The sequence below is a fragment of the Prevotella sp. P3-92 genome, assembly GCF_002251205.1.
In the GTDB taxonomy this organism is placed as follows: domain Bacteria; phylum Bacteroidota; class Bacteroidia; order Bacteroidales; family Bacteroidaceae; genus Prevotella.
This window is the reverse complement of record NZ_NPJE01000059.1, coordinates 109,485-123,291: the sequence shown is the minus strand read 5'-3', so window position 1 is coordinate 123,291 and position 13,807 is coordinate 109,485. Positions and strand designations below refer to the sequence as shown.

Genomic DNA, 13,807 nt, shown 5'->3' with positions numbered 1-13,807 from the left:
AGACTATGTTATACTACCTGTTTAGATTTTTAGAAGGATTCGACATCCCAGGAGCACATATCTGGTCGTACATTTCCTTCCGTGCACTTCTGGCATTAATTCTATCGCTGGTCATCTCGGCATGGTTCGGCGAGAAATTCATTCGCTGGATGAAGCGACACCATATATCAGAAACTGCACGCGACGCCAGTATCGATCCCTTCGGTGTGGAAAAGAAAGGTGTTCCTACCATGGGCGGTATTATCATCATCGTAGCCATTCTGGTACCTGTCCTACTGTTGGGCAGAATGCGCAACATCTATCTCATTCTGATGATTGTCACTACGGTATGGTTGGGATTCCTTGGATTCCTCGACGACTATATCAAGATCTTCAAAAAGAACAAGGAAGGTCTAAAGGGCAAATATAAGATTGTGGGACAAATCAGTATTGGCTTCATTGTGGGATTAACACTTTGGCTGAGTCCTGATGCTGTAGTACGGGAAAATATATCTGTACAACAACAAAATCAAGAAGTTGTTATCAAGCATAAGACTGAAAATGTCAAGTCGCTGCAGACGACTATTCCATTCTTTAAGAACCATAATCTCGATTATTCCAACATCATGGCATTCTGCGGAGAACATAAAGTTGCAGCCGGATGGATTCTCTTTGTCGTTATGACAATTATAGTAGTAACCGCTGTGAGCAACGGCGCAAACCTCAACGACGGCATGGACGGTATGTGTGCCGGCAACTCGGCCATCATTGGTGTGGCACTTGGAATCTTTGCATACGTCAGCAGTCATATTGTCTATGCGGCATACTTCGACATCATGTATATTCCCGGTTCACAGGAACTTGTAGTATTCCTATGTGCCTTTGTCGGAGCCATGATAGGATTCCTATGGTATAATGCCTACCCTGCACAGGTCTTTATGGGCGACACAGGTTCGCTGACGATCGGCGGCATTATCGGTGTATGCGCAGTCATCATCCATAAGGAATTGCTGTTGCCAGTTCTCTGTGGCATTTTCTTCATCGAGAGTCTGAGTGTCATCATCCAGACCCAATGGTTCAAATGGCAGAAACGTAAGGGCAAGCGCGTACGTGTGTTCCGTGCCACACCAATCCATGACACATTCCGCCGACTTGATTCACAACTCGACAGTACCAGTACCTATCTGTTGCGCAACTGGCCACATCGTCCGTTCCATGAATCTAAAATTACCATCCGTTTCTGGATTACAACCATTATATTAGCAGCAATAACGATTATAACATTAAAAGTAAGATGAGCAGAATCGTAGTATTAGGTGCCGGAGAAAGCGGTGCAGGCGCCGCTGTACTGGCCAAGAAAGAAGGTTTCGACGTGTTCGTCAGCGACATGTCGAAAATTAAAGACAAGTATAAAAAGCTGATGGACGACCACCATATCGAATGGGAGGAAGGTCAACACACAGAGGATAAGATTCTCAATGCCGATGAAATTATCAAAAGTCCTGGCATCCCTGACACAGCACCAATGATAGTTAAAGTGAAGGAGAAGGGCATTCATATCATCAGCGAGATAGAATTTGCTGGTCGATACACCGATTCGAAAATGATATGTATTACTGGTTCAAATGGTAAAACTACCACAACGAGCCTCATCTACCATATCTTCAAAGAGGCTGGATACGATGTAGGATTGGCAGGCAATATCGGCAATTCGCTGGCACTTCAAGTGGCAGAAGATCCACATGCCTATTACGTTATCGAACTGAGTTCATTCCAGTTGGACAACATGTATGACTTCCGTGCCAACATTGCCATTCTGCTGAACATCACTCCAGACCATCTCGACCGATATGACTTCTGCATGCAGAATTATGTAGATGCAAAGATGCGCATCATCCAGAATCAGACGCCTCAAGATGCCTTCATCTTCTGGAACGATGATCCCATCATCCATAACGAACTGAGCAAATATGACATCAAAGCCATACTGTATCCTTTCTCCGAACTGAAAGAAAAAGGAAGCATCGGTTACATCGAAGAAGGAGAATACAAGATTGAGAAACCCGAACCATTCAACATGGAGCAGGAGTCTCTCAGTCTGACGGGCAAACACAATATCTACAATTCGCTGGCTGCGGGTATTGCTACCAACATAGCAGGTATCAAGAAAGACATTATCCGCCAGTCGCTCAGCGACTTCCCCGGCGTAGAGCATCGCTTGGAAAAGGTTTGTTCGGTACGTGGCGTCCAGTATATTAACGATTCAAAAGCCACCAATGTGGATGCATGCTGGTACGCATTGGAATCAATGAAAAACAAGACCATCCTCATCATTGGCGGAAAAGACAAGGGCAACGACTATAGTCCTATCATCCCATTAGTAAAAGAGAAATGTGCTGGCATTGTATATCTTGGAGCCGACAATAAGAAGTTACACGACAATTTCGACAATCTCGGAATACCAGTACGCGACACCCATTCTATGAAAGAATGTGTAGAAGCCTGCTACGAAATGGCAGAACCGGGTATGACTGTTCTGCTGAGTCCGTGCTGTGCATCATTCGACTTATTCAAAAACATGGAAGACCGCGGCGAACAGTTCAAGACGCTGGTCAGAAATTTATAACACATCATAGAAGCTATATCAACAATAAAAGCAATGAACTTTAAGATCAGCAATATCTTCAAAGGCGACAAGGTCATCTGGATGGTCTTCTTCTTCCTCTGCATGGTCAGTATCGTTGAAGTTTTCTCGGCTTCAAGTCAACAAACCTACAGAAGTCAGAACTACATCGGCCCTATCGTGTTTCATGCAGGAACCATCATCGCTGGCTTTGCTGTTGCACTCGTCATGCCACTTATACCTTGTCGTTATTTCAAACTGATGATAGTACCGCTATTATTCCTAAGCGCATTATTGCTGATTGTTGTATTAGTTGGCGGAGAAACCATCAACGGAGCAAATCGAAGTCTCAATATCATAGGACTGTCGTTCCAGCCATCCGAACTGGCAAAAGGAACGGTAGTGCTTGCAACTGCACAAGTACTGGCAGTCATGCAACGAGAAGACAGGGCCGATCTCAAAGCCTTCAAATACATCATGTTCTATACCGTTGGCATATGTATTCTGATTGGTCTTGAGAACCTTTCAACAGCCATGTTGCTCTTTTTCGTTGTAGCTTTGATGATGATAATCGGTCGAGTACCATGGAGACAACTGTTCCGTCTCTTTGCTTTTTGCGCCAGTCTGGGAGTTGCTGTTCTTACTTTCGTCATGGTGGCGGGACATCAGGAAGAACCTGTCATGGAGAGTAAGGCCAAGACCGAAAAAGTAGAAGCCCCGAGAAAGAAAAATTTTGCCGACAAGATTCTCCACCGTGCTGATACTTGGAAAGGACGTATTCTGAGTTTCAATAAACCAGACGTAGCCCCAAAAGACTTCGATATACAAGGTAAGGATGCCCAGGTAGCACACGCCAACATAGCTATTGCCACCAGCAATATCATCGGCATCGGACCTGGAAAATCGGTAGAGCGCGACTACCTACCACAGGCATATTCTGATTTCATCTTTGCCATAATTATTGAAGAATTGGGATTGTTCGGAGCTATTGGCGTCATTTTCCTCTATACGGTATTGCTTTATCGTGGCATCCGCATTGCCAACCGATGTGAGAACTATTTTCCTGCATTTCTCGTCATGGGACTCACCTTATTGCTCGTAGTACAAGCCATAGCCAACATGGCTGTGGCAGTAGGTCTGGGACCTGTCACAGGCCAACCGTTACCATTGGTATCAAAAGGTGGTTCGTCAACGGTCATCAACTGCGCTTATATTGGTGTCATCCTCAGCGTCAGCCGTACGGCTAAAATCAAGAAAGACAAGAATGTTGATAAAAAATGCAACGAGAATTCGGCAATGACGAAATAAAGTTGTAATTTTGCAAAATACTATATATAAGGTATGAGTAAAGAGCTTAGAGTTATTATCAGCGGCGGCGGAACGGGAGGACACATTTTTCCTGCCGTGTCCATAGCTAACGCTTTAAAGACATTACGTCCAGATGCAAAAATTCTATTTGTAGGAGCATTAGGACGCATGGAGATGCAACGTGTGCCTGCTGCAGGCTACGACATCAAGGGTCTTCCCATCTGCGGTTTTGACCGTAAGCATCTACTAAAGAATTTCAAGGTGCTCTACAAAATATGGAAGAGCCAGCGCATGGCCAAGCACATCATAAACGACTTCAAACCGCAAGTAGCTGTAGGAGTTGGTGGATATGCCAGTGGCCCTACCCTCAACAAGGCTGCTGCTATGGGCATTCCCTGTCTTATTCAAGAACAGAACTCGTATGCTGGTGTTACCAACAAACTTCTCGCCAAGAAAGCCGAGAAAATTTGTGTAGCATATGACCACATGGAACGTTTCTTCCCAGCCGACAAGATTGTGAAGACGGGCAATCCCGTGCGCCAGTCTCTACTCGACACTACGACATCTCACGAAGATGCCGTACGTTCATTCGGTTTGGATGCCAACCGTAAAACTATTCTGTTGGTAGGTGGTAGCTTGGGTGCACGCACCATCAACGATAGTGTGATGCAGCATCTCGACCTCATTCGCAAGAGCGACGTACAGTTTATCTGGCAAACAGGTAAATACTATCATGCCGCCATTATGGATCAGTTAGCTCATGACGGTAGGCCTGACAATCTCATCGTTACCGACTTCATCAGCGATATGGGAGTAGCTTACAAAGCAGCCGACCTCGTCATCAGCCGTGCCGGAGCAAGCAGCATCTCTGAATTCTGCCTCATCGGCAAGCCCGTCATTCTCGTCCCCAGCCCGAATGTAGCCGAAGACCACCAGACTAAAAATGCCATGGCACTGGTAGATGCCGATGCGGCACTCTATGTAAAAGATGCCGAAGCAGCAACCAAGCTCTTGCCTTTGGCCATCGAGACAGTAGGCAACAATGCCAAGCTCACATCGCTTAAAGAGAATATATTAAAACTCGCACTGCCCGATTCGGCAGAAATCATCGCCAAAGAAGTGATAAGATTAGCAAACAATGGAAATTAAAGACATCAAAGCTGTATATTTCATCGGAGCTGGTGGCATAGGCATGAGCGCCATCGCCCGTTATTTCATACATCGTGGATTGGTTGTTGCCGGCTACGACAAAACCCCAAGTGCCTTAACTCTACAATTGGAACGTGAAGGCATGCTCATTCATTACGAAGAAAATATCGACGAGATTCCCCATGCCTGCAAGCAACCACAGACATGTCTAGTAATCTACACACCAGCCATACCTTCCGACCATCAGGAACTGCAATATTTCCGTCAAAACGGTTTTGAAGTAGAAAAGCGTGCACAAGTGCTCGGTACATTGACTCGTGAACACAAAGGCCTCTGTGTGGCAGGTACTCATGGTAAGACCACCACATCTACCATGTGTGCACATATCATGCATCAGAGCCATTTGGACTGCAATGCCTTCTTGGGTGGTATCTCCAAGAACTATGGCACCAATTACATTCTTTCCAATTCCGATTATGTGGTAATAGAAGCCGATGAGTTCGACCGTTCATTCCATTGGCTCAGTCCATGGATGACAGTCATCACCGCTACCGACCCTGACCATTTGGATATCTACGGCACTAAGGAAGCCTATCTTGAGAGTTTCCGCCATTATACCGAACTGATACAGCCAGGTGGCAATCTCATCATCCATCGCGACCTTGAGATGAAGGAAAACCTGCAAGAAGGTGTAAACCGGTACGATTATTCCCTTCATGAAGGTGACTTCCATGCAGAAAATATTCGTATCGCCAACGGCGAAATCACCTTCGACTTCATATCACCCATCGAATGTGTGAAGGATGTACAATTGGGACAACCCGTGCCCATCAATATCGAAAATGGTGTGGCAGCCATGGCCATGGCACAGCTCTCAGGTTGTACAGCCGAAGAACTGCGCTACGGCATGCAGACCTATGGTGGTGTAGAACGTCGTTTCGACTTTAAGTTGAAGAACGACAAGATAGTATTCCTCAGCGACTATGCCCACCATCCTAAAGAGATTTATCAGAGTGCCAAGAGCATTCGCGAACTCTATAGCGACCGTAAGATTACTGCAATCTTCCAGCCACACCTTTACACTCGCACAAGAGATTTCTATAAGGACTTTGCCAATGCGCTGAGTCTTTTGGATGAAGTCATTCTCACCGAGATATATCCTGCACGTGAACAACCTATCGAAGGTGTGACTTCACAACTCATCTACGACAACCTGCGTCCTGGAATAGAGAAGCACATGATAGCCAAATCAGATGTGCTCCAATACATCAAGGACCATTCGTTTGATGTACTCATCGTGCTTGGTGCCGGTGACCTTGACAATCAAGTGCCACAAATCACCAAGATACTGAAAGAGAAACAACAATAATAAACAACGTCAACAGCAAGTAATGAACATCAACTGGAAGAAATCCGCCATTATCGTGATAGATATCGCTCTGGCTGTCTATCTGTTTCTGGCCATCACGGTTTTCAATGAACCGCAAGACCAGAAAGCAGTATGCACCCGTGTGGATATCCGCATCACCGACGGAATGGCGGAGGGATTCCTTGGTGAGTCAGAAATAGAATCGCAACTGAAGGCCAATAAACTCTACCCACAGGGGCAGCCCATGTCGCAAGTCAACGTGCGAGCTATCGAAGAGTCGCTGTTACTCAATCCTTTTGTCAAGGAAGCACAATGCTATAAGACGCAAGGCGGTAAAGTCATCATTCTACTCAACCAGCGTCTTCCTGTCATGCGCATCAAAGCAGAGAATGGCGATGACTATTACCTCGACGAAAAGGGAAACGTAATGCCCAACACGCACTACACCAGCGACCTCGTCATTGCCACAGGTCACTTCAACAGGAATTACGCAAAGAGATATTTAGCACCTATCGGAGAGAACCTGTTGCATGACCGTTTCTGGAACAACCAGATAGAACAACTCAACGTATTGCATGACGGAACAATAGAGATGGTGCCTCGTGTAGGCAACCATATAGTCTATCTGGGACCACCCACCGACATTCCCCAGAAACTTACACGTCTGGAGAAATTCTACCGTTACGGCCTGAATGTCGCTGGCTGGAATAAATACTCCTACATCAATCTGGAATTCAACAACCAGATTATCTGCAAAAAGAACAAAACAAGCAAACCGTAAAATATAGATATAGAGATGCCAAAAGATTTTATCGTCGCAATCGAACTAGGATCATCCAAGATGACTGGTATCGCAGGAAAGAAGAACCTGGATGGGAGCACACAAGTGCTGGCCGTGGTGAAAGAAGATTCCTCTTCGTTCATCAGAAAAGGTTATGTGAACAATATCGACAAGACAGCCAAAAGCCTAAACAGCATTGTCAAAAAGCTCGAAACCCAACTCAAGACAAGCATCAAATGCGTATATGTCGGCGTAGGTGGGCAGTCTATCCGTTCAGTACATAACGTTATCACTAAAGATTTGCCTGCAGATACTATTGTGACGGAATCAATGGTCAACGACCTTTTGGATTCCAACCGCAATATGGAATATCCCGATTTGGAAACCATCGACGTTGCAGTACAAGAATACAAGGTTGATACACAAAACCAACTTGATCCTGTAGGCATTCCCTGTAGTCATATTGAAGGAAACTTTTTGAACATCCTTCAGCGCAAGACCCTCAACAATAATCTCAACCTCTGCTTCAAGACCGCTAAGATTAATGTTGCCGAACTATTCCTTGCCCCTCTTGCACTTGCCGATGCAGTACTGACCGAAGCAGAAAAGCGTTCTGGTTGCGTTCTGGTAGATCTTGGAGCCGACACCACCACAGTTAGTGTCTATTGGCAAAATGTGCTGCGCCATCTGGCAGTCATCCCATTGGGCGGCAACAATGTCACCAAGGACATCGCATCCCTGTCAATAGAAGAAAACGATGCAGAGGAAATGAAGCTGAAATATGCCTCAGCCTTTACTGATCCCAATGAAATCGACAATGAGAAGAAATATCCCATCGACAGTGACCGTCAGGTAGAAAGCAGTAAGTTTATCGAGATTGTCGAAAGTCGCATAGAAGAGATTATCGCCAATGTATTGTATCAGATACCCGACAAATACTGCGACAAACTGCTGGGTGGCATCATCCTCACTGGTGGCGGTTCTAAGATGAAGAATATAGAAAAGGCATTCCGTTCCTATACCAATATCGAAAAGATTCGCATTGCTAAGACCGTCAACATGACCATCACAGGCAACCAGCCCGAGATAACAGCCAAAGACGGAACAATGAATACCGTACTTGGAATATTGGCAAAGGGAGACATCAATTGTGCCGGTGGCGATCTCGCAAACAAGACCGACCTCTTTAGCACCGGCGAACATACCGCCACTGTCACACAAGGCATCCATCGTCCAGTACGCACAGTCGGCGAGATTCCTCCTGGAGTAGTTCCCACAGCAGACGAAAGAGCCCTTGCAGAAGAAGCCAAGCGAAAGAAGCAGGAAGAAGACAAAAATCGCGAGGCAGAAGAAGCAAAAGCCCGTGCTGCAGCCGAAGAGCGCAAGAAGAACAATCCTGTCGGCAAGATGATGGGATGGCTGAAGAAAGTCGGCCAGGAGTTTACCAAGGATGAAGACTAAACCACAAAATCAAAGAATTATGAGCGAGACAAATAATACAAACAATATATTGGATTTTGGCGATCCGGACAAGAGCAACAGCATCATCAAAGTTATCGGTGTAGGTGGCGGAGGCGGCAACGCAGTCAACCACATGTATCGGAAAGGCATCCACGATGTAACCTTCGTGCTCTGCAACACCGACAACCAAGCCCTCAACGACTCTCCCGTCCCTGTCCATCTGCAGTTGGGCAAAGAAGGACTCGGTGCCGGCAACAAACCCGCAAAAGCCCGAAAGGCTGCCGAAGAGAGCGCAGATGACATTCGAGAAATGCTCAACGATGGTACCCGCATGGCATTCATCACTGCCGGAATGGGCGGTGGTACAGGTACAGGTGCCGCACCTGTCATTGCACGCATCTCCAAAGAGATGGACATTCTGACTGTAGGTATCGTGACAATTCCCTTCCGTTGGGAAGGCACGCAAAAGATAGACCAAGCCCTCGACGGCGTAGAAGAAATGGCCAAGCATGTTGATGCCCTGCTTGTCATCAACAATGACCGCCTTCGCGAGATATATCCCGACCTGTCCGTACAGGACGCTTTCGGAAAAGCCGACGACACATTGTCAATAGCAGCAAAGTCCATTTCTGAGATTATCACCGAGCATGGACTGATCAACCTTGACTTCAACGATGTGAAGACCGTATTAAAAGACGGTGGTGTGGCCATCATGTCAACAGGTTACGGTGAGGGCGAAGGTCGTGTAAAGAAAGCCATCGAAGCCGCAATCAACTCACCTTTGCTCAACGAGAAAGATGTTTTCAACTCCAAGAAGATTCTTCTCAACATCACATTCGCAGGTGGAAAGAATGGCAACGGCCTGATGATGGATGAAATGGGCGATGTCAACGAGTTCATGGAGAAGTTTAGCGACTTTGAAATCAAGTGGGGACTTGCCATCAATCCTGAATTGGAAAAGAAGGTAAAGGTCACTATCCTTGCCACTGGTTTTGGTGTAGAACATGTGGAAGGCATGAAAGACCACATAAAAGACCGCTTCGCCCAAGAAGATGCCGATGCCATCGAAGCACAAGCCAAGAGGGAAGATCGCCGAGACCGATACTATCACGACACCCCCAACAAGACACGCTACCGTCGTCGTCCGCATATCTATCGCTTTAATGCCGAAGACCTCGATAACGAGAATGTCATCTCTGCAGTAGAACAAAGTCCCACCTACAAGCGCACACGCGAGATACTGGAAAACATCCACAACCAGGCAAACGGACATCCTACTACTGTAGATGAAACCCCTAAGGAAGACATACAGGGAACTATCGTGTTTGCATAACACCACATATCATATACAACCATCGGCGGACACCTTGTTGATAAGGGTGTCCGCCGATTGTATAATAACCAAGCTATCGAAATCCCATAACCATCACATTAATGATATACGCGCGCACACACGTACATATACGCACACGCGCAAGTCATTCATTTTGTCAGCACCAAGCACCTTTCTTGCATAGTCTTCTAATTGACAAGTCATTACACAGATGTTCGATACATTTTCAACAACGTCTATCAACACCTATCGAACATCTATCCAACACCAGTCAGAGTTCGTTTAAACCCATGACACACACCAGCAATCAGTCGAACAATTGTTGCAAAACCTCAAGACTCTTAAGCATAGGGAATCCCGGAATATGTATTCTGTAATATTCCACGAGCACTTCCGCAATACGATTTCGTTCATGTCTCGACATACGGAAAAGCCGCATGGTGGCAAAATTCATCCGCATCAACTGTTGCAACAATGCCGCATCGTCAGCCGCAATAAAGTCGTGATGCATAGGAACCGTCATAGAGAAACAACTGTTTCTCATATCAAACACACATCCTTCATGATAATCTTCAAGATTAGGAAAGAAACCCAGAAATCTTGAAATGCGCATGAGAAACGTCAGATGGAAGTTGGCATAACCGTCATTTGCAGCATCCAACCACTGCAATGAGTCACAAATATAATCATAGAGCGTCACATTGCGTTGCTCTGATCGGAGACTGTAATACAGGAACTCAGCAACAAAGAGCGCAATAGCTAACTTATCAGCACAGAGGCAAATGGAAGATGCCGGAGCCGTCAACCTCACGTCTTTCAGTCGTTGCAACTGCTGTCCAGGCCTGAGGTCACAAGTCAGTTCCAACATAGTCATCGGTTGGAAATACTGCTTCTTCATCTTTCCCGTATTCTTGCTGCTTACAGTCACGGCAAACGCCATTCTACCCATTTCTTTGGTAAACATATCGACTATAATTTTCTTATCACCATATTTAATGGTATGCAGCACTATTGCGTCTGTTTTTGCTATCATGAGGGCGAAATTACAAAAAAAACACGAATAAAATGCATTTTTTTGCGAGAAAGTTTTGCAGAATAAAAAAAATACCGTACCTTTGCACCCGCTAAGAAAACGCATGGTCCCTTCGTCTATCGGTTAGGACGAGAGATTTTCATTCTCTAAAGAGGAGTTCGACTCTCCTAGGGACTACAACATTTAAGTCCGCCATCTGCGCAGCGATGCGCTACTGATAATAATCGGGAAAAGGTGACGGAGGTTTTTATTTTAGGTACATCCTTAATAGAGACCGCCCAGGGCAGTTATTTTAACGCAAGACCCAGAAGCTTTAAATCAACATTATCAATTTTAAACAATTCAACAACAATGGCAAACCACAAGTCATCTCTTAAGAGAATCCGTCAGGACAAAGTTAAAGCCCTGCACAATCACTACTATGCAAAGACCATGCGCAACGCTGTTCGCAAACTGCGTGCCATGACCGACAAGGACGAAGCTACCAAGCTGTATCCTTGCGTACAGAAGATGCTGGACAAGCTCGCAAAGCGCAACATCATCCATAAGAACAAGGCAGCTAACTTGAAGTCAAGCCTCACCAAGTACATCAACAAACTCGGATAAAAACAATCCAAGAATATTCTCCCAAAGACCACATTCTGCAAAAAGGATGTGGTCTTTGTTATTTTTGTGCGCAAAAGATTCTGATAAGTCGCAGATTTTTTGTATCTTTGCAACCTATAATAGCTCTAAAATAACAATGGCAGAAGACATTACGAAAGAAAGCAACTATTCCGCGAGCAATATTCAAGTGCTCGAGGGACTTGAAGCCGTGCGCAAACGCCCAGCGATGTACATCGGCGATATCAGTGAAAAGGGTTTGCACCATTTGGTGAACGAGACCGTTGACAACTCCATCGACGAAGCGATGGCAGGCTATTGCACACATATAGAAGTAACGATCAACGAAGATGAATCTATAACCGTGCAGGATAACGGTCGTGGTATCCCCGTTGACCAGCACAAAAAAATGCACAAATCGGCCCTTGAGGTTGTTATGACCGTGCTCCACGCCGGTGGTAAGTTCGACAAGGGAAGTTATAAAGTCAGCGGTGGTCTGCATGGTGTAGGTGTAAGTTGTGTGAATGCACTTTCTACCCACATGATGTCACAGGTGTTCCGCAATGGTCATATCTACCAGCAGGAATACGAGAAGGGCAAGCCCCTTTACGACGTTAAGATTGTGGGCGACACCGATAAGACCGGAACTCGCCAGCAGTTCTGGCCCGATCCCAATATCTTTACCACCACCATCTACAAGTATGACATCATCGCCAAGCGTATGCGCGAGTTGGCTTATCTGAATGCCGGTATCACCATCACGTTGCGCGACATGCGCCCCGACGAAGAAGGCAAGACTAAGGAAGAAGTATTCCATGCCAAAGACGGTTTGAAAGAGTTTGTGCGCTACGTTGATCGCCATCGCACCCACCTTTTCGACGATGTAATCTATCTGAAGACCGAAAAGCAAGGAGTCCCAATTGAGGTTGCCGTGATGTACAATACCGACTATACCGAAAACATTCACTCCTACGTCAACAATATCAATACCATCGAAGGTGGTACCCACCTGACAGGTTTCCGTATGGCATTGACCCGCACGCTGAAGGCTTATGCCGATGCCGATCCGCAGATTTCCAAGCAAATCGAGAAGGCAAAGATAGAAATTGCAGGTGAGGATTTCCGCGAAGGTCTTACCGCTGTTATCTCTATCAAGGTAGCCGAACCACAGTTTGAAGGTCAGACCAAGACCAAGTTGGGCAACTCTGAAGTAGCAGGTGCCGTTCAGCAGGCAGTTGGCGAAGCATTGAGCAACTATCTGGAGGAGCATCCCAAGGAGGCAAAGCTCATCTGCGACAAGGTTGTTCTGGCTGCCACAGCACGTATTGCAGCCCGCAAAGCCCGCGAAAGTGTACAGCGCAAGAACCCCATGACGGGTGGTGGACTCCCCGGCAAACTTGCCGACTGTTCCAATAAAGACCCGAAGGAGTGTGAAATATTCCTTGTCGAGGGTGACTCAGCCGGTGGTTCTGCCAAGCAAGGTCGCGACCGTCACTTCCAAGCCATCCTACCTTTGCGTGGTAAGATCCTTAATGTTGAGAAGGTTCCGTGGCATCGTGTATTCGAAGCCGAATCAGTGATGAACATCATCCAGAGTATCGGTGTACGCTTTGGCGTTGAAGGCGAAGGCGACCGTGAAGCCAATATCGACAAGCTGCGCTACGACAAGATCATCATCATGACCGATGCCGACGTCGATGGTTCACACATCGACACCCTCATCATGACATTGTTCTATCGTTTCATGCCCCAGATTATTCAGGGCGGTCACCTGTATATTGCCACTCCACCACTATACAAGTGCACCTACAAGAAGATATCAGAATACTGCTATACCGACCAACAGCGCCAGGCTTTCATCGACAAATACGTGGATGGTCGCGATGACGACAAGAGTCTGCACACACAGCGTTACAAAGGTCTTGGTGAGATGAATGCCGAGCAACTGTGGGAGACGACAATGAATCCTGCCAACCGTTTGCTCAAACAGGTTACTGTCGAGAATGCCGCCGAGGCAGACGAAATCTTCTCCATGCTTATGGGCGACGACGTAGAACCACGTCGCGAATTCATCGAGAAGAACGCCACCTATGCCAATATTGATGCATAAAGGCCAACTACCATATCAACACGAGGGCGGAACCAGCAATGGTGTCCGCCCTCGTGTC

General features: G+C 46.3%; 11 protein-coding genes and 1 tRNA gene. 11 read left to right on the top strand and 1 reads right to left on the bottom strand.

The annotated features are described in order from the left end of the window. Positions 1 to 5: 5 nt before the first annotated feature. Genes CIK93_RS09690 through ftsZ form a run of 8 tightly spaced genes read left to right on the top strand, consistent with a single transcriptional unit; the run spans position 6 to position 10,003 of the window. Positions 6 to 1,277 (top strand): phospho-N-acetylmuramoyl-pentapeptide-transferase, encoded by a 1,272-nt coding sequence (locus tag CIK93_RS09690; RefSeq protein WP_094391743.1) that lies wholly within the window; start codon positions 6 to 8, stop codon positions 1,275 to 1,277. Then, positions 1,274 to 2,605: a UDP-N-acetylmuramoyl-L-alanine--D-glutamate ligase gene (murD, locus tag CIK93_RS09685; RefSeq protein WP_094434647.1), complete on the top strand. Its 1,332-nt coding sequence runs from the start codon at positions 1,274 to 1,276 to the stop codon at positions 2,603 to 2,605. Before CIK93_RS09690 ends, murD begins: the two co-directional genes overlap by 4 nt. A 33-nt stretch (positions 2,606 to 2,638) precedes the next feature. After that, on the top strand, positions 2,639 to 3,910 hold the full coding sequence (locus tag CIK93_RS09680) for an FtsW/RodA/SpoVE family cell cycle protein (protein WP_094447220.1): 1,272 nt from the start codon (positions 2,639 to 2,641) through the stop codon (positions 3,908 to 3,910). A 33-nt stretch (positions 3,911 to 3,943) separates the two neighbouring features. After that, positions 3,944 to 5,059: an undecaprenyldiphospho-muramoylpentapeptide beta-N-acetylglucosaminyltransferase gene (gene murG / locus CIK93_RS09675; protein ID WP_094391740.1), complete on the top strand. Its 1,116-nt coding sequence runs from the start codon at positions 3,944 to 3,946 to the stop codon at positions 5,057 to 5,059. After that, complete coding sequence (gene murC, locus CIK93_RS09670) at positions 5,049 to 6,428, top strand: UDP-N-acetylmuramate--L-alanine ligase (protein WP_094391739.1); 1,380 nt, start codon at positions 5,049 to 5,051, stop codon at positions 6,426 to 6,428. Before murG ends, murC begins: the two co-directional genes overlap by 11 nt. Positions 6,429 to 6,450: 22 nt before the next feature. Further along, the gene (locus CIK93_RS09665; protein WP_094391738.1) at positions 6,451 to 7,209 is read left to right on the top strand and encodes a cell division protein FtsQ/DivIB; all 759 of its coding nucleotides are present in this window, start codon (positions 6,451 to 6,453) and stop codon (positions 7,207 to 7,209) included. Positions 7,210 to 7,224: 15 nt separating this feature from the next. Beyond that, a complete protein-coding gene (gene ftsA, locus CIK93_RS09660) occupies positions 7,225 to 8,670 on the top strand; it encodes a cell division protein FtsA (RefSeq protein ID WP_094447219.1) in 1,446 nt (481 codons plus the stop codon). A 19-nt stretch (positions 8,671 to 8,689) separates the two neighbouring features. Continuing rightward, complete coding sequence (ftsZ, locus tag CIK93_RS09655) at positions 8,690 to 10,003, top strand: cell division protein FtsZ (protein ID WP_094435028.1); 1,314 nt, start codon at positions 8,690 to 8,692, stop codon at positions 10,001 to 10,003. A 307-nt stretch (positions 10,004 to 10,310) separates the two neighbouring features. On the opposite strand, the gene recO is transcribed toward ftsZ, so the two are convergent. After that, positions 10,311 to 11,036 (bottom strand): DNA repair protein RecO, encoded by a 726-nt coding sequence (recO, locus tag CIK93_RS09650; protein ID WP_094391736.1) that lies wholly within the window; start codon positions 11,034 to 11,036, stop codon positions 10,311 to 10,313. Between the two features lie 105 nt (positions 11,037 to 11,141). Between recO and CIK93_RS13700 the strand changes: the two genes are divergently transcribed. The 3 genes from CIK93_RS13700 (at position 11,142) to gyrB (ending at position 13,749) form a co-directional block, all read left to right on the top strand. Beyond that, positions 11,142 to 11,213 (top strand) — tRNA-Glu (locus CIK93_RS13700). Between the two features lie 174 nt (positions 11,214 to 11,387). Then, positions 11,388 to 11,642 carry a 30S ribosomal protein S20 gene (gene rpsT / locus CIK93_RS09645; protein ID WP_094434657.1) on the top strand — a complete coding sequence of 85 codons (255 nt, stop codon included), beginning with the start codon at positions 11,388 to 11,390 and terminating at the stop codon, positions 11,640 to 11,642. A gap of 136 nt (positions 11,643 to 11,778) precedes the next feature. Further along, positions 11,779 to 13,749, top strand: a complete 1,971-nt coding sequence (gene gyrB, locus CIK93_RS09640) for a DNA topoisomerase (ATP-hydrolyzing) subunit B (protein ID WP_094447218.1) — start codon at positions 11,779 to 11,781, stop codon at positions 13,747 to 13,749. Positions 13,750 to 13,807: the final 58 nt, after the last annotated feature.

What these genes read in the sequence shown, in the direction of transcription:
- CIK93_RS09690 (WP_094391743.1), top strand. Translation starts at nt 6, where the DNA reads ATGTTATACTACCTGTTTAGATTTTTAGAAGGATTCGACATCCCAGGA.
- murD (WP_094434647.1), top strand. Translation starts at nt 1,274, where the DNA reads ATGAGCAGAATCGTAGTATTAGGTGCCGGAGAAAGCGGTGCAGGCGCC.
- CIK93_RS09680 (WP_094447220.1), top strand. Translation starts at nt 2,639, where the DNA reads ATGAACTTTAAGATCAGCAATATCTTCAAAGGCGACAAGGTCATCTGG.
- murG (WP_094391740.1), top strand. Translation starts at nt 3,944, where the DNA reads ATGAGTAAAGAGCTTAGAGTTATTATCAGCGGCGGCGGAACGGGAGGA.
- murC (WP_094391739.1), top strand. Translation starts at nt 5,049, where the DNA reads ATGGAAATTAAAGACATCAAAGCTGTATATTTCATCGGAGCTGGTGGC.
- CIK93_RS09665 (WP_094391738.1), top strand. Translation starts at nt 6,451, where the DNA reads ATGAACATCAACTGGAAGAAATCCGCCATTATCGTGATAGATATCGCT.
- ftsA (WP_094447219.1), top strand. Translation starts at nt 7,225, where the DNA reads ATGCCAAAAGATTTTATCGTCGCAATCGAACTAGGATCATCCAAGATG.
- ftsZ (WP_094435028.1), top strand. Translation starts at nt 8,690, where the DNA reads ATGAGCGAGACAAATAATACAAACAATATATTGGATTTTGGCGATCCG.
- recO (WP_094391736.1), bottom strand. Translation starts at nt 11,036, where the DNA reads ATGATAGCAAAAACAGACGCAATAGTGCTGCATACCATTAAATATGGT.
- rpsT (WP_094434657.1), top strand. Translation starts at nt 11,388, where the DNA reads ATGGCAAACCACAAGTCATCTCTTAAGAGAATCCGTCAGGACAAAGTT.
- gyrB (WP_094447218.1), top strand. Translation starts at nt 11,779, where the DNA reads ATGGCAGAAGACATTACGAAAGAAAGCAACTATTCCGCGAGCAATATT.